The organism is Kitasatospora sp. NPDC051170 (assembly GCF_044455705.1).
GTDB lineage: Bacteria > Actinomycetota > Actinomycetes > Streptomycetales > Streptomycetaceae > Kitasatospora.
Map to the genome: position 1 here is coordinate 709,160 of NZ_JBITFA010000001.1, position 15,741 is coordinate 724,900.

13 protein-coding genes are annotated in these 15,741 nt (G+C 74.5%); 7 read left to right on the plus strand and 6 right to left on the minus strand.

Annotated features, from left to right (window positions below):
• Positions 1–240 precede the first annotated feature (240 nt).
• A complete protein-coding gene (locus ACIBCA_RS03210; protein ID WP_396281058.1) occupies positions 241–831 on the plus strand; it encodes a lytic polysaccharide monooxygenase in 591 nt (196 codons plus the stop codon).
• Between the two features lie 107 nt (positions 832–938).
• Entirely contained in the window at positions 939–1,754 is an 816-nt protein-coding gene (locus tag ACIBCA_RS03215) for a hypothetical protein (RefSeq protein WP_396281059.1), read from the plus strand.
• A gap of 7 nt (positions 1,755–1,761) precedes the next feature.
• Here ACIBCA_RS03215 and ACIBCA_RS03220 read toward each other — a convergent pair whose 3' ends face one another.
• From ACIBCA_RS03220 to ACIBCA_RS03230, 3 genes are all read right to left on the minus strand, one after another.
• On the minus strand, positions 1,762–1,983 hold the full coding sequence (locus ACIBCA_RS03220; RefSeq protein ID WP_396281060.1) for a hypothetical protein: 222 nt from the start codon (positions 1,981–1,983) through the stop codon (positions 1,762–1,764).
• Positions 1,980–8,021 carry a beta-ketoacyl synthase N-terminal-like domain-containing protein gene (locus tag ACIBCA_RS03225; protein WP_396281061.1) on the minus strand — a complete coding sequence of 2,014 codons (6,042 nt, stop codon included), beginning with the start codon at positions 8,019–8,021 and terminating at the stop codon, positions 1,980–1,982. The genes ACIBCA_RS03220 and ACIBCA_RS03225 overlap by 4 nt, the downstream gene beginning before the upstream one ends.
• A gap of 119 nt (positions 8,022–8,140) precedes the next feature.
• On the minus strand, positions 8,141–8,785 hold the full coding sequence (locus tag ACIBCA_RS03230) for an HAD family hydrolase (RefSeq protein WP_396281062.1): 645 nt from the start codon (positions 8,783–8,785) through the stop codon (positions 8,141–8,143).
• 114 nt (positions 8,786–8,899) lie between these two features.
• Between ACIBCA_RS03230 and ACIBCA_RS03235 the strand changes: the two genes are divergently transcribed.
• A complete protein-coding gene (locus tag ACIBCA_RS03235) occupies positions 8,900–9,667 on the plus strand; it encodes an excalibur calcium-binding domain-containing protein (protein ID WP_396281063.1) in 768 nt (255 codons plus the stop codon).
• A gap of 48 nt (positions 9,668–9,715) precedes the next feature.
• Here the strand turns inward: ACIBCA_RS03235 and ACIBCA_RS03240 are convergent, their stop codons facing one another.
• Positions 9,716–11,176 (minus strand): MFS transporter, encoded by a 1,461-nt coding sequence (locus ACIBCA_RS03240; RefSeq protein WP_396281064.1) that lies wholly within the window; start codon positions 11,174–11,176, stop codon positions 9,716–9,718.
• A 113-nt stretch (positions 11,177–11,289) separates the two neighbouring features.
• Here ACIBCA_RS03240 and ACIBCA_RS03245 point away from each other — a divergent pair, with 113 nt between their 5' ends.
• Entirely contained in the window at positions 11,290–11,646 is a 357-nt protein-coding gene (locus ACIBCA_RS03245; RefSeq protein WP_396281065.1) for an ArsR/SmtB family transcription factor, read from the plus strand.
• Positions 11,647–11,664: 18 nt separating this feature from the next.
• Here the strand turns inward: ACIBCA_RS03245 and ACIBCA_RS03250 are convergent, their stop codons facing one another.
• Together ACIBCA_RS03250 and ACIBCA_RS03255 are read right to left on the minus strand one after the other, a co-directional pair.
• A complete protein-coding gene (locus ACIBCA_RS03250) occupies positions 11,665–11,910 on the minus strand; it encodes a helix-turn-helix transcriptional regulator (protein ID WP_396281066.1) in 246 nt (81 codons plus the stop codon).
• 75 nt (positions 11,911–11,985) lie between these two features.
• A complete protein-coding gene (locus ACIBCA_RS03255; protein ID WP_396281067.1) occupies positions 11,986–12,900 on the minus strand; it encodes a LysR substrate-binding domain-containing protein in 915 nt (304 codons plus the stop codon).
• A gap of 131 nt (positions 12,901–13,031) precedes the next feature.
• Here ACIBCA_RS03255 and ACIBCA_RS03260 point away from each other — a divergent pair, with 131 nt between their 5' ends.
• The 3 genes from ACIBCA_RS03260 to ACIBCA_RS03270 all read left to right on the plus strand — a co-directional run bounded on the left by ACIBCA_RS03260 (position 13,032) and on the right by ACIBCA_RS03270 (position 15,737).
• On the plus strand, positions 13,032–13,781 hold the full coding sequence (locus ACIBCA_RS03260) for an SDR family oxidoreductase (protein WP_396281068.1): 750 nt from the start codon (positions 13,032–13,034) through the stop codon (positions 13,779–13,781).
• Between the two features lie 43 nt (positions 13,782–13,824).
• Positions 13,825–14,445: an ester cyclase gene (locus tag ACIBCA_RS03265; protein ID WP_396281069.1), complete on the plus strand. Its 621-nt coding sequence runs from the start codon at positions 13,825–13,827 to the stop codon at positions 14,443–14,445.
• Positions 14,446–14,681: 236 nt separating this feature from the next.
• Complete coding sequence (locus ACIBCA_RS03270; protein WP_396281070.1) at positions 14,682–15,737, plus strand: alpha/beta fold hydrolase; 1,056 nt, start codon at positions 14,682–14,684, stop codon at positions 15,735–15,737.
• Positions 15,738–15,741: the final 4 nt, after the last annotated feature.

Sequence of the window (15,741 nt, forward strand, 5' to 3'; positions counted from 1 at the left end):
CAGCCATCTAAGTACAGAGGCAAGCTCGCTGCACCGACGGCCCGGGCATCATCCCCCTCCCTGGGATTGGCGCAAGTGGTTCAGACCATTGACGCGGAGGGAACCCAGATCCTACGGTGTGCGCAACCGCTCTGGCGTGGGCATGGCATGCCCCTCGGGCCGGTCGTCGTGCGCACCCCCACGCGCACGCGTGCATCCCGCGCCGGGCACACACTCCATCCACCCCCACGGAGGAGCACCATGCGCAAGCGCTATCTGATCGGGGCCGCCGCGGCCGCGATCATCCTGCCGATCGCGACGGCCTTACCGGCCCAGTCGCACGGGTTCATCAACCTTCCGCCGAGCCGTTCCGCGCTCTGCGGGGCCAACGCCGTCCCGTGGGACTGCGGCGACATCCAGTGGGAGCCGCAGAGCGTCGAGGGCCCGAAGGGCTTCCCGACCCGCGGGCCGGCGGACGGCACGATCTGCGCCGGGGCCGACGGGCGGTGGGCGCCGCTCGACGACCCGCACGGCGGCGCCTGGCCGACCACCAAGGTGACGGGGGGCCAGCAGCTCACCTTCACCTGGGAGATCGAGGCCCGGCACTCCACCACGAACTTCAAGTACTACCTCACCAAGCCCGGCTACGACGCCGGCCAGCCGATCACCCGGGCCTCGCTCGACCTCAACCCGTTCCTCACCGTCCCGTACAACGGCCGCCAGCCCGCCGCGACCACCACCCACACCGGGACCCTGCCCACCGGCCGCACGGGCCACCACGTGGTCGTGTCCGTGTGGACGATCGCCGACACCAGCAACGCCTTCTACTCCTGCACCGACGTGCTGTTCTAGCCCGAGATCCACGGCCGGGCCCGGTACGTCGTTCGCCGGGCCCGGTCCCGCCGCCATACGAAGGCATGGCGGCGTGGCGGACGGCCGTACGGGGTATCCGCGAGCTCATGACGAGATTCCGCAAACCTGGGCATTCCGAGGAGATCGCCCCGAACGGGACCCTGGCCGAGGGCCTGGCCGAGCTGGTCGAGGAGGCCGAAGGCCCGGCCGGGGAGCCGCCGCACGGCCGGGGCCGGGCGCTGGTGGCCAAGGGTGCACGCGCGCTGGGCCGGGGTGGCCGGGCCGCCGCCCGGGGTACGGCGATCGGCGGGCGGGCGCTGACCGAGCAGCTGATCCGGGCCGCGCCCCGCATCCCCGTCCGCGGCCTCGCGACCCTGCGCGCCCAGCACCCCGGCGCGCAGGACCCCGAAGCGCTGGCCGACCTGCTGGTCACCGGAGCCACCCGGGCCTGCGGCGCCCTCGGCGCCGGGGTCGGGGCGGCGGCGATGCTGCCGGTGCCGCCCGCGATGCCGATGGAGATCGCCGCCGAGATCCTGGCGGTGGCCGCCGTCGAGGTGAAACTCGTCGCCGAACTGCACGAGGTCTACGGCGTCCCGGCCCCCGGCACCGCTTCCCAGCGCGCCGGCGCCTACCTGGCCGCCTGGGCCGACCGCCGGGGCATCGACGCGCGGCTGTTCATCCGCCCGGCCGGCTTCGCGGCCCTCGCACTCGGCTCGGAGGTCCGCCGCCGGGTGCGCCACCGCCTCACCCGCAGCTGGCTGCGCCGCCTGCCCACCCTGACCCCGCTCCTCCTGGGCGCCGGCATCGGCGCCAACATCAACCGGCGCGACACCCGCCGCCTCGCCCAGGAGGTCCGCGCCGACCTGCGCACCCGGCTTCCGGCCGACCCCGGCTACTGGAACGGGGCCCGCCCGGCCCCGTGAGGGAGCCTCAGCTCCATGGCTCCCGGTTGATGTTCTCGCCCAGCAGCTTCGCTGCGGCCAGGCAGAGATCCTCGCCGAACAGCTGGTTGCCGCCCCAGTCCGAACCCCACAGGTCGGTCGCGGCCTGGGCCACGGCACGCCAGGAGTAGCCCTCGTCGCATCGCCACGTGCGGATCTGCGCGGCCATCTCCGCCGTCAGCGTCTCCGGGTCGACCCCGTGGGGAGTCATCCGGCCGCTCCAAAGCCGTTCCCGCCGGGGCGCAGCGTGTCGGTGAGCCAGGTGCGGATGGCCTGCGCGGTGGTGGCGGCGTGGTCGGTGAGGAGGGAGTGGTGGTCGCCGGGGATGTCGCCGGGGCGTAGGTGGAGGGTGGGGGTGGTGGTCGGGGGCGGGTTCCAGTCGAGGAAGACGCGGGCGTAGGCGCCCAGGGCGGCGAGGGCGGGGGCGGTGAGGTCGATGGCGGTGCGGACGGCCAGTTCGGTGAGGTGTTCCTCGTCGCGGACGGGGTGGGTGTCGAGGAGGACCACGGCCTCGGCGGGGACCAGGTCGGCGACGGCCTGGGCGACCAGGCCTCCGGTGGAGCGGCCCAACAGGACCACCGGGCGGTCGAGTTGGCGGATGGAGGCGGCGTGGGCCCGGGCGAGGGAGTCCACGTCCTGGGGTACGGGGCCGCCGTCGTAGCCCGGGTGCGGGAGCAGCCAGAGGCCGGGCAGGTGGCGGGCGAGGGGGCCGTACTCGCCGGGTGGGGAGACGAAGGCGGGGAAGCAGACGACGGCCGGGCCTTCGCCGTCGCTCAGGCGTTGGGGGGTGGTGGTGGGAAAGGTGGTCGAGGAGGGCAGCGCCCAGGAGGCGGAGACGAGCAGGTGCATGGCCTCGCGGGGCCTCCCGAGTTCGCACAGCCTGCGGTGGAGGGCGGGGAGGGTGTCGGGGGCCTGGGTCTGCTGCGGTTGCAGGTGCTCGGCCAGGGCCCTGGGCGTGGCGGAGTCGAACACGAGCGTGGCAGGCAGGCGCAGGCCCGTACGTTCCTCCAGGCGGTTGCGCAGTTCGATCGAGGTCAGGGAGTCGAAGCCGAGGTCGGAGATCGGGGTGTCCGGTTCGACGTCGGGGTAGCTCAGCACGGCGGCCACCTCGGCGCACACCAGCTCCAACGCGCTTGCGGGCCGGGTGGGTTGCGGCTTCTCGGCCGCCTTCGGCCGGGGCCTGCGGTCGAAGGCGACGGGCACCAGGACGGGCTCGTCGGTGCCGAGTGCGGCCTCCAGCAGTGCCACGCCCTCGGCGGGGGTGAGGGGCAGCAGGCCGGAGCCTCCGGGGAGGCCGGCCGCCATCCCGACCGTCCACGGGCCCCAGGCGAGGGAGAGGGCGGGCAGGCCCAACCGCCGCCGGTGGCGGGCGAGTTCGTCCAGGTAGCTGTTGGCGGCCGCGTAGTTGGCCTGTCCGGGGTGGCCGAGCACTCCGGCCGCCGAGGAGAACAGCACGAAGGCGTCCAGGTCCCGGTGTGCGGTCAACTCGTGCAGGTCCCAGGCGGCTTGGGCCTTGGGACGCCACACCGTGTCCATCCGGGCCGGGGTCATCGAGGCCAGGACACCGTCGTCGAGCACCCCGGCGGTGTGGATGACGGCCCGCAGATCCTCGATCGAGTCGAGGAGCGCGGCGAGGGCGTCCCGGTCGGTGACGTCCAGCTTCGTCTCGCCGCTGCGGCTCGCGACCACGACGCGTACGCCCTTGCCCCGCAGGTGATCGGCGACCGCCCGGCCGAGTGCGCCGCCTCCGGTGATCAGGACGGTCCCGCGCCAGGTGAACGCTCCGCCGCCGGGCACGGGCGTGAGGTCCGCGCGCTCGAGCACGAACTCTGCTTCACCGTCACCGAGTTCGGCCAGGGTGAAGCGCCCGGGGTGCTCCGCCTGCGCGACCCGGACCAGGCCCGCGACGGCCGCTCCGGCGAGGTCCTCCGGCCGCACCCGTACGGTCATGTGCTCCTGGCCGGACTGCAGTTCGCGCAGGACGAGCGCCAGAGCGGCCTCGGGTGCCTGGCCCCGGGGCACGTCGAGGATGCGGCCCTGCGGTCGGCCGGTGGCTCGGCGCCAGGACGGGCGGAAGAGCGTGCCCCGGCCCGTCCCGGTGGCCCGGACGGTCAGCGACTCGATGTGCGCCACCGCGAGGCCGGTCCGGTCGGTCACGTCGATCCGCCCCTCGCGGATGCGCACCCGCAAGCCCGTGGCGCCCCGCGCCAGCAGGTGGACGCCGCGCAGGGCGAAGGGCACGCCGCCGTCGAGCAGCCGGGCCGGGTGCAGGGCCGCGTCGAACAGGGCGGGGTGCAGGGCGAACCGGCCCGCGTCCGGGAACTCGCCGCGGACCTCGCCGAAGAGTTCCTCGCCGCGCCGCCACATCCGGCTCAGCCCGCGGAAGGCGGGCCCGTGCCCTCGGTCGGCCTGTTCGACGTCGAGCTCCTCGGCGTCCGGCGGGGGCCAGGCGCCGAGGTCCACCTCGGGCGCCGGCCGGGAGTCGAGTCGGCCGTCGGCGCAGAGGATCCCGTTCGCGTAGACCTCGAACGGGCGTACGCCGTCGGCCCCTTGGCGGACGACGATCTCGGCCCGGCGGGTCTGCGGCAGGGGTACCGGCGCGTGCAGGACCAGTTCCTCGATGGCGGAGCAGCCGGCCCGCTCCCCGGCGTACGCGACCAGCTCCACGATCGCCGTGGCGGGCAGGACGGCCGTTCCGTCGACGAGGTGGTCGCGCAGCCAGAGCGGGCTGAGGTCGGCGGTGCACACCACCTCGCCGGTGCCGGGCACGGTCACGGTCGACTCGATCAGCGGGTGCTCGGTGCCGCGGTCGAGCCAGTAGCGCTGCCGCTGGAAGGCGCGGGTGCCGCGCAGCCGGGCCATCGCCTGTTCGGGGTCGGTGGTGGGGATGACGCCCTCGACGGAGTTGTCCTCGGTGGAGCCGCCCTCGGTGGAGCCGCCCTCGACGGAGCCGCCCGAGCCGAGGTCGACCACGGTGGCACCTCCCGCCAGGGCCAGCTGCTCGGCGAGGCTTCCGGCCGGCTCCCCCGCCCGACGCACCCACTCCCCGGCCGCCTCCGGGCGGACCCCGAGGATCGGGACGACCGGCGGGGCGTACGTCAGGCCCTCCGCCACCTCGGCGTACTCCGGCTTCCCGTACGCCCCGGCCAGCCTCGCCGCGTCCGGCAGGGACAGCACGCCCGCCACGTGCGCCGCCGCGATCCGCCCGGCGCCGCGCCCGATCAGCGCGTCGGGGCGGTGGCCCCGGGCCTCCAGGAGGCGGTACAGCGCGACCTCGTGGGCGAAGTGAGCGAAATCGGCGAAGTGGGCGACCTGGCCGAGCCCCTCCCCGGGCTCGAACCGCGCGTACGCCTCGGCGTACTCCGGGTACCGCGCGGCCAGTCCCTCCGACTGAGCCGCCCCCGCCCCCTCCCCCCGCAGCAGGAACGCCACCCGCAGCTGCTCGTACTCCTCGACGATCACGTGCGCGTTGGTCCCCGAGATCCCGAAGGCCGACACCCCCGCGCGGCGCGGACGCCCGCGCTCGGGCCAGGGCGTCCGCTCGGTGACCAGGCGCAGCGCCCCGGCCGACCAGTCGACCTGCGGGCTCGGCTCGTCGACGTGCAGCATGGCGGGCACGCTGCCGTGCCGCATCGCCATCACGCTCTTGATCACGCCCGCGACCCCGGCGGCCGCCTGGGTGTGCCCGAGGTTGGACTTGACCGTGCCGACCAGCACCGGGTCCGTGCGGTCCTGCCCGTACGTGGCGAGCAGCGCGCCCGCCTCGATCGGGTCGCCGAGCGCCGTGCCCGTCCCGTGGGCCTCGACCACGTCCACGTCGGCGCCGGTCAGCCCCGCGTCGGCCAGCGCCTGCCGGATCACGGCCGCCTGCGCCGGCCCGCTGGGCGCGGTGAGGCCGTTGGACGCCCCGTCCTGGTTGACGGCGGAGCCCCGGAGCAGGGCGAGGATCGGGTGCCCGTTGCGCAGCGCGTCGGAGACCCGCTCGAGCACGAGCAGCCCGACGCCCTCCGACCAGGCGGTGCCGTCGGCGGCGGCGGAGAACGGCTTGACCCGTCCGTCCGGGGCGAGGCCCCGCTGGCGGCTGAACACCACGAAGCTGTCGGGCGTGGCCATGACGGTGGCGCCACCGGCCAGGGCCAGGTCGCACTGGCCGCTGCGCAGGGAGTCCGCGGCGAGGTGCATGGCGACCAGGGAGGAGGAGCAGGCCGTGTCCAGGGTGAGGGCGGGCCCGTGCAGGCCCAGGTGGTACGCGATCCGCCCGGAGGCGACGCTGCCCGCCGCACCCAGGGCGATCTGCGACTGGAGCTGGTGCGCGGAGCCGTGGAAGCGTCCGGCGTAGTCGTTGTACATCAGGCCGACGAAGACGCCGGTGTTGCTGCCCCGCACCGATTCGGGGGCGATGCCCGCCCGCTCGAACGCCTGCCAGGCCGTTTCCAGCAGGAGTCGCTGCTGCGGGTCGGTGGCCAGGGCTTCGCGTGGGGACATGCGGAAGAAACCCGCGTCGAACCCGGCCGCGTCGGCGAGGAAGCCGCCGTGCCGGACGTAGCTGGTGCCCACGTGGTCGGGGTCCGGGTGGTACAGCTCCTCGAGCGGCCAGCCCCGGTCGGTGGGGAAGCCGGTGATCGCGTCCTGCCCGGAGGCGACCGCCCGCCAGAGGTCCTCGGGGCCGTCGATCCCGCCGGGGTAGCGGCAGGCCATGCCGACGATCGCGATCGGGTCGGTGGCCCGTCGGACGGGCGGCGGCGGGCCGGCCGGCCCGCCGGTGAGGTGGTCGGCGACGGCGCGGGGCGTGGGGTGGTCGAAGACGAGGGACGGCGAGACGGCGAGGCCGAGCTCGGCGACCAGCCGGTCGCGCAGGCGCACGGTGCCGAGCGAGTCGAGTCCGGCTTCGGCGAACGGCTGGTCGGCGCCGGGCGGCAGGCCGGTGATCCGCCCGGTCTCGCGCCGCACCACGTCGAGCAGGTACTGGAAGCGCAGGCGCCGCCGCACCGGCTTGCCGGAGGGGGTCTGCGGAATCCGGCTGACGGTACGGACGGCCTCCGGCACCCGGTGGGGCGGCAGTGCGCGGCGGCAGGCGGCGAGCAGCGCCGCCGGGTCGGCCTCGCCCACGACGTAGGCGACGGGCACCTCGCCGAGGACGGGGTCGGGCTCGCCCGCCACGGCCACGTCCCGGACGCCCGGGCAGCGGGCGAGGACGCGTTCGATCTCCGCGGGGTGGAGGTTCTCCCCGCCCCGGATGATCGTCTCGCTCACCCGCCCGGTGACCACCAGCCGGCCGCCCTCCTCCCGGCCGAGGTCCCCGGTGGCGTGCCAGCCGTCGCCGCCGGGCGTCCGCAGCTGGATCTCGCCGTCGACGAATCGGGTCTCGGTCCCGGGCAGCAGGACGCCGTCGACGGCGATCTTCCCGGACGCCTCCGTGCTGCCGTAGCCGTCGTGGAGCTCCCGGCCGTACCTGCGGCGGAACCGGTCCCGCAGCTCCTCCGTCAGCGGGGCCCCGGCCGAGAGGCACAGCGGGGGCAACGGGGCATCCAGGTCCAGGAGTTGGGCGAACACCGTGGGCACGCCGCCCAGAGCGGTGAACGGCGTACGGCGCAGCAGGGCGGCGGCGCCGTCCGCCGTGAAGCGGTCCATCAGGTGGGCGCTCGCACCCAGGGCCAGGACGCCGACCAGGCACATGGAGTGCCCGAAGGCGTGGAAGAGCGGCAGCGGCCAGAGCAGGCGGTCCTCGCTGCCCATGCCCAGCAGCCCACGGTAGGCGTGCTCCGCCGACCGGAGCCACGCCTCCTGCGTGGACGGCACGCCCTTCGGGTCCCCCGTGGTGCCGGAGGTGTAGTGCAGCCAGGCGGGCGCGTCCGGCGCCAGATCGTCGCGCGGCGGCGTACGGGTGGGGGCGAGCAGGTCCTCGACGGTGACCACCCGGGCCCCGGCCACCCGCCCGACCTGCGCGAGGTGTTCGCGGTCGGTGACCACGAGGTCGGCGCCGCTGTCCTCCAGCCGGAACCGGAGGTCCTCGTCGCCGCACCGCGGGTCCAGCGGGACGCCCACCGCGGACGCGCGGTGGACGCCGAGCGTGGCCGTGACGGCGGGCACCCCGCTGCCCAGGAACAGCGCCACCCGGCCGCCGCGGTCCACGGGGAGGTTGCCGGCCACCAGGGCGGTGCGGCGGGCGAGTTCGCCGTAGTCGACCGCGTCGTCGGCGTCGGTGAAGGCGGTCTTCCCCGCGCGCTCCGCCGCGTGACGGAGGATCAACTCGTGCACCCTGCACCCCAGTGGTTCGTCGGCGGCCCGTCCCGGCCACTCTACCGACGGCCGCCGTGCGGTCGGCGCGGCGTCAACTCCCGGCCGGAGCTTCCGGTCAGAGCTTCCGGTCAGAGCGCGGCGAGCAGCTCCGGCAGCTCGCGCATGTCGTCGAACAGGACCCGGCCCGGACCGGCCAGGCGGTCGGCGGAGTTGACCCCGCCGGTGTAGCCGAAGGCGGGGATGCCCGCCGCGTACGCCGCGCTCAGGCCGTGCGGGCTGTCCTCCACCACGACGCAGCGGGCCGGGTCGGCTCCCAGTGTGCGGGCCGCGTGGAGGAACAGGTCCGGGGCGGGCTTGCCGCGCGACACGTCCTCGGCGCCGCTGAAGATCCGCCCCTCGAACCGCTCGTACAGCCCGACCAGCCCGAGGCCCCGGCGCAGCCAGCGGTGACTGCTGTTGGAGGCCACGCACCCGGGCAGGTCGATCCGCGCCAGCGCCTCGAGGATCCCGTCCACCGGCGTCAGCCGCTCCTCCGTCAGCCTGGTGTGCAGCGGCCGGTACTCCTCCCACCAGTCCTCGGGCACCTCGCGGCCGAGCAGTTCGCCCAGCGCGGCCGTCTTCGCGGGCTGCGACAGGCCGACGAAGCGCTCGACGATCTCCTGCTCGCTCATCGGCAGCCCCAGCGCCGCCATCGCCACCCTGTCCACCTCGACGCCGATCGGCTCGCTGTCGATCAGTACACCGTCACAGTCGAAGATCACTAGTTCGATCATGCCTGCACCCTAGGGCGTGTCTGTCGGATGCAGTCGGACAGGTGACCTACGGATGTAGTTGAAATGTGATGCATTCCGGTACATCCAGCGTGCAGGCGATGATTTGATTCACCGATGACCAGCTCTTTGCCTTCGCCGGTGCCTCCGGGCGCCCGTCCGTGGTGGCGTCGACCCGCGGTGATCGTCCTCGCGCTCATCTTCCTTCCGCCGGTGGGCCTGATCCTGCTGTGGACGTCGCCGTGGAAGCGCCCGGCGAAGGTGGCGGTGAGTGTGGTCGGCGGGCTCTACTGCCTGATCTGGTTCGCGGCCGTGCTGGCGGACCCGAAGAAGCCGGACACCGTCGCCCACCCCGTCGCCGCGACCACGGCGGCGGCCTCCTCCGCGCCGTCCGAGGCGCCCTCGCCTTCGCCGACCACCGCGCCCCCGAGCCCGACCACCACGGCCACCCCGACGCCGACGCCGACTCCCACGCCGCCCCCGACGCAGGCACCCGCCCCTCCGGTGACCACCCCGCCGAAGGCGGACGTGTACTACGCGAACTGCGACGCCGCCTGGAAGGCCGGCGCGGCCCCGCTGCACCGGGGCGACGCCGGCTACCGCGCGGACCTGGACTCCGACGGCGACGGCACCGCCTGCGAAACCCGCCCCGGCAGCGGCACCTCCGGCAGCTCGACGGGAGGCCCGGCGAGCGGGTCCACGGGCGGATCGAGCGGCGGCAGCAGCAGCGGCGGTTCGGGCTCCACCTCCGGCGGAGGCGGCGCCGCGTACTACGCCAACTGCAAGGCGGCCAAGGCCGCCGGCGCGGCCCCGCTGCACCGCGGTGACCCCGGCTACCGCGCCGCACTCGACGGCGACGGCGACGGAGTCGCCTGCGAGCACTGACCCGCGTCGGGCGCGCCACCCCCGGAGCGGGTGGCGCGCCCGACGGGCTCAGCGGTGGTGCGCCGGGAGGGGTTCCTCGGCCGCGGGCCGAAGGGCCTCGGAAGCGGGCGGCTCGCGCAGGGCGAGGGTGATCAGCAGGCCCACGACCATGCCGAGGGCCGTGAGCAGCACGACGAGGAACTCGCCGTCGGCGGTGGCCCTGGTGAGCGCGTCGCCGGCCTTGCCCTCGCTTCCGGCGTCCGCGACGACGGTGAAGACGGCCAGGCCGATGGCGTTGCCGAGGTTGAGCGCCGTGGAGGCGGCGCCGTTGGCGACGCCCTGTTCGTGCGCGGGGGTGCCGGTCGCGGCGGCGATCCACATGGCCGTCCACACCACGCCCTGGCCGAGGCCGGAGACGACGAGCCCGGGCAGCAGGGCGAGGTACCCGGCGTCGGCGTCGAAGCCGAACGCGAGGGCGGCCGTGCCGATCGCGCCGACCAGGAAGCCGCCGAGCAGGGTCGGGCGCAGTCCCGTACGGGTGGTGAGGCGCTCGCCCAGCTGGGTGCCGAGGGCGATGGCGACGGAGGGGACGAGGAAGGCGAGGCCCGTCCGCAGGGCGCCGTAGCCGTGGACGGTCTGCATCAGCACGGTCAGGAAGTACGGCAGGACGCCGAAGGTGGCCATGTAGACGAACGTGACGGCCGCGCCCACGCTCAGGCTGCGGTTGCGGAACAGCCGGAACGGCAGCAGCGGGTCCGCGCTGCGGGTCTCGATGAGCACGAAGGCGGCGAGCAGGGCCGTGGCCGTGACGAAGGCGCCCGTCACCCAGCCGCTGAGCCAGCCGAGTTCGGGCCCCTCGACCAGGGCGAAGACCAGCAGCGTGGCGCCCGCCGTGACGCTGAGGGCGCCCGGCAGGTCGAAGCGGCGCCGCTCGGCGCGGGGCTCGTCGCGCGGGATGACGATCAGCGCGGCGAGGGCGACCAGGCCGGCGAGCGGGACGTTGACGTAGAAGACGGCCGGCCAGCCGAAGTTCTCGGTGAGGACGCCGCCGAGCAGCGCGCCCACCGTCAGGCCGCTGGCTCCGGCGCCGCCCCACACCGCGAGGGCGCGGTTGCGCCTGGGGCCCTCCTCGAAGAGGGTGTTGATCAGCGAGAGCGTGGACGGCAGCAGCAGCGCGCCGCCGATCCCCTGGACGATCCGGGCACCGATGATCACACCGGGGCTGCCGGCCAGGCCCCCGGCCAGCGAGGACACGGCGTAGACGGCGAGCGCGAGGACGAAGACGCGCCGCCGCCCGAGCAGATCGGAGGCCCGGCCGCCGAACAGCAGGAAGCCGCCGGCGAAGACGACGTAGGCGCTGACCACGAGCTGCTGGGTCTGGCCGGGGAAGCCGAGTTCGGAGCCGATCTCGGGCAGCGCCACGAAGACGATGTTGAGGTCCAGCGCGAAGATCAGTTGCGCCAGGGCCAGTAACGCCAGGGTCCAGCCCAGGCGCCGGGCACCACCGGACGGCGCGGACGAAGCGGACATGGGAGCACGCCCCTCTCGGGTCGACAGTACGACTGTACGCATCTTCACGTACATTCGAACTGCGAAGCAAGTAACGGCCCTTGATGGTTCGACGGTCGCGGTACTGTGGGACCATGCGCTACCACCACCCGGAACGCGAGCAGCTCCGCATCGAGAACGTCCTCACCGCCCTCGGCAGCCCGGTGCGCCTCGCCGTCGTCCGGGTCCTGGACGCCGGCGGGGAGCACAACTGCACCAGCGTGCTCACCCTCCTGGGCGTGACCTCGAAGTCGACCATGACCCACCACTGGCGCGTCCTGCGCGAAAGCGGCGTCATCCACCAGGAACCCTCTGGCCGGGAGAACCTGCTGCGCCTGCGCCGCGAGGACCTGGACGCCCGCTACCCCGGCCTGCTCGACACCGTCCTGAACGGCGCCCTCGACGACGAGAAGGCCGAAGCCGCCCGCGAACGCCCGCGCGCCGCCCGCTGAGCCTCGGACGACCGGGCTTCAGAGCCAGCCGCGGCGGCCTGCCTTGAAGCCGGCCTTGAAGCCGGTCTCGAAGCGGGAGCCGGCGTCGAGGCGGCGCATCAGGTCCTCCATGCGGCGCTTGACGGTGCGCAGGGAGACGCCGAGGCGTTTGGCGGCGCCCTCGTCGGTGAGGCCCGTGGAGAGGATCCTGAGGAGTTCGCGCTCGATGGAACCGCACCCCGGACCACCTCTGGCGGCTGGTCTGACGCGCCGCTTCCACGACACCCGCGCGGGCGGCGGCCTCAGTGCCGCCGCCCGCGCGGCCCGTTGCTCCGGCGTTGCTCCGGCGTCGGGCCGGCGTCATTCCGGCGTCGGGCCGACGTGGGTTCGGTGGGCGAGGAGGTCGGCGAAGGCGACGGTGAGGGGGTCGGGGCGGGTGCGGGTGTAGGCGGTGAGGGTGCGGCGGATCGGGGGGTCGGGGCGCAGGAGGAGGCCGTCGAACTGCGGCGGGACGATGCTGGCGGGCACCAGGGCCGGGCCGAGACCGGCGGCGGCGAGCAGGGGTGCGGCGGAGGTCTGCTCGGCGCGGACGGCCGCCCGGGGGTGGAAGCCCGCGCGGGCGCACGCCTGGTCGAGGAGTTCGGCGAGGCCGTTGTCCGGGGCGTAGTGGACCCAGGCGCGGTCGGCCAGGTCGGCGAGCGCGACGGTGGCCGTACGGCCGGTGGCGGGCGTGACCATGGCCAGCGGGTCGGTAGCGGGCAGGACGATCGTGAACTCCTCGACGCCGAGCTCGCGGATCGGCCCCTCCCAGCCGGCCGGCTCGGGGCCGATGGCGAGGTCGGCGCGGCCCGCGGCCATGGCCTCCTGGAGCCGGTCGGCATGCGGGTACTCGCGCAGCCGGATGCGGACGCCGGGATGCCGCCGGTGCCAGGCGCGCAGAACGGGCGGCAGGATGCCCAGGCTCACCGAGTAGATGGCGGCGACCTCCAGCTCACCCTCCTCCAGACCGGCCGCCCGCCGGGCCACCGCCTCCAGGCGTCCGGCCTCGGCCAGCGCGGCGCGGGCGTGCGGCAGCACCGCCCGGCCCGTCGGGGTGAGCCGCACCGAGCGGGGCAGGCGTTCGAGCAGCGGGCCGCCGAGCGCGCTCTCCAGGGCCCGCATCTGGTGGGAGAGCGCGGGTTGGGTGACGTGCAGCTGCTCGGCCGCGCGGGTGAAGGAGCCGGTGTCGACCACGGTGACCAGGTACTCGAACTGCCTGAGCGTCGGCTTTGCCATGAACAGATCTTATGGCAGCGCTAGAAAACAAGCCTTGGACTCATCACCGCAGGCCGGGAGAGGGTCGAGGACGTGGCCACCGCCGGGAAGCGGCGGGTGGCCGATCCCCGATGACTCGAAGGAGCACTCCCATGTCCGTCGACACCTCGCTTGACACCTCCCTTGACACCTCGCTGCAGGGGCAGCGCCTCGTCGTGGTGGGCGCGGGTTCGCGCACCGGCCGGGCCCTGGCCGTGGCCGCTTCGGCGGCCGGCGCCTCGGTCGTGCTGGCCGGCCCGGACCCGCGCAAGCTGGAGTGGACGGCCGGCGAGCTGTCCGGGCCGTCCGAGGTGGTCACGCTCGACCTCACCGACGAGCGGTCGATCGCGGGCCTCGCCGCGCGGACCGGCCGGTTCGACCACCTCGTCTCGACCGCCGCCCTGCCGGCCAACGGCCCGCTCAAGGACCTCGAACTCGCCGACGTGCAGCGGGCGTTCGCCGCCAAGGTGATCGGCCCGCTGCTGCTGGCCAAGCACCTGGCCGGCCAGGCGTCCGAGCACGGCTCGTTCACCTTCTTCTCCGGCGTCGCCGCCTGGCGCCCGGCGCTGGCCCGCACGGTGATGGCCACCACCAACGGCGCCCTGGCCTTCCTCGTGCAGGCCCTGGCGGTGGAGATCGCCCCCGTCCGGGTCAACGCCGTCTCCCCCGGCATCGTCGACACCGGCTCCTGGGACGGCCTGGGCACCGAGAAGGACGCCTTCCTGCGCGGGGTGGCCGAGCGCAACCCGGCCCGCCGCGTCGGCACGCCGGAGGACCTGGTCAAGGCCGTCCTCTACGCGATCGACAACCCGTACGTCACCGGCACCGTCCTCCACGTCGACGGCGGCGGCCGGCTCGTCTGAGCCCCGGCCCGTCCGCCCGCTTCAACGTCAAGGAGTCACCCCCATGCGCACATCCACCCTGCTCCGAGCCGCCGCCGTCACCACCGCGCTGGCGCTCCTGGCGGGCGGCACCGCCGCGGCCGCCCAGGCCCGCGAGGACCGGCCGCACGAGCCGTCGCACGGGCCGTCGCACGCCTGGCCGCAGCGCCTCGTCGACCGCTCGCCCGATCTCGTCCAGCCGAAGGCGCTCACCGTGGACCGCTCGATCGGCGAACGGCGAGCGGCCCAGGAGGTCCGCCTGGCCCAGCAGTTGTACACGTTCTGGAACACCGGGCAGCAGCGGTACCTGGACGCGGCGATCAGCCCGGAGTTCAGGGACGACACCCTGCCCGCCGGCCGTCCCCAGGGCCCCGCCGGCCCGGTCTTCGCCTCGAAGAACTTCCGCGCGGCCGTCCCCGACCTGACCTGCGAGCTGTCCGACGTGCTGGTCGCCGGGGACAGGATCACCGCCCGGCTGGTCTTCCGCGGCCACTTCACCGGCACCTTCGACGGTGCCCGGGGCAAGGGCCAGAGCGTCGAGTTCAACGCCATCGACATCCAGCACGTCGGCGCGGACAGGATCGTCGAGGACTGGCACCTCGAGGACAACGAGACGCTGCTGGCCCAGCTGGGCGCCACCGGCTGACGGCCATGGCAGGTGTTCCCTTCCTCGTGTGCTGTACGGCTGTCCTCAGGCTCGCCGCCACGGGCATCCCGTCGAGCCCGTGCCGGGCACTGGTCCCCCTGGCCCGGGTACCGGCCAGGGTCCGGCACGGGCTCGACGGGCCCGCGGTTCCGGGATCGTGACCGGTGGTTGCCGGGGCGAGTCCGGCCTGACAGGCGACCGAACCAGAGAGAGACACCTGCGAAAGGACCTCGGACATGATCAACAGGCGTACGTTCACCAGGGCGGTCGGTCTCGGCGCCGGCGCCACAGCCGTATCGGCCTCGCCTGCCTTCGCCTCGCCTGCCTTCGCCTCCCCACCCCGCCGTCCGGCCCCGGTCATCCCGGCCATCACCCCGGGCACGCACACCGGGTTCAGCGACCTGAAGCGGATCCGCGCCGGTGTGCTCGACGTCGGCTACGCGGAGGTGGGGCCGAAGCACGGGCCCGTGGTCATCTGCCTGCACGGCTGGCCGTACGACATCCACAGCTACGCCGACGTGGCGCCCCTGCTCGCCGACGCCGGGTACCGGGTGATCGTGCCGTACCTGCGCGGCCACGGCACCACCGCCTTCCTCTCCCCGACCACCGCCCGCACCGGGCAGCAGGCCGCCGTCGGCCTGGACGTCATCGCCCTGATGGACGCCCTCAGGATCCACAAGGCGGTGCTCGCGGGCTTCGACTGGGGCTCGCGGGCCGCCTCCACCGTCGCCGCGCTGTGGCCGGAGCGGGTCAAGGCCCTGGTGGCGGTGAGCGGTTACCTCATCGTCGACCTCGCCGCGCAGCGCAACCCGCTGCCGGCGAAGGCCGAGCACACCTGGTGGTACCAGTACTACTTCGCCACCGACCGGGGCCGCGTCGCCATGGAGACGGAGAAGTACCGGAACGACCTGTGCCGCCTGGTCTGGGAGGAGACCTCCCCCACCTGGAAGTTCGACGACGCCACCTTCCAGCGCACCGCCACGGCCTTCGAGAACCCCGACTACGCCGCCGTCGTCATCCACAACTACCGCTGGCGCCTGGGCCTGGCCGACGGCGAGCCCCGCTACGAGCCGTACGAGCGGCGGCTCGCGGCGCGACCGCCCGTCACCGTGCCGGCCATCGCCGTCGACCCCGCCCTCGACCCATTCCTGCCCACGACCGACGGCAGCGGGTACCGGAAGTACTTCACCGGCCCCTACGAGCACCGGCTCCTGCCCGGCATCGGCCACAACGCACCGCAGGAGGCGCCGACCGCCTTCGCCCAGGCCGTGGTGGACGCCGACCACCTGTGACCGC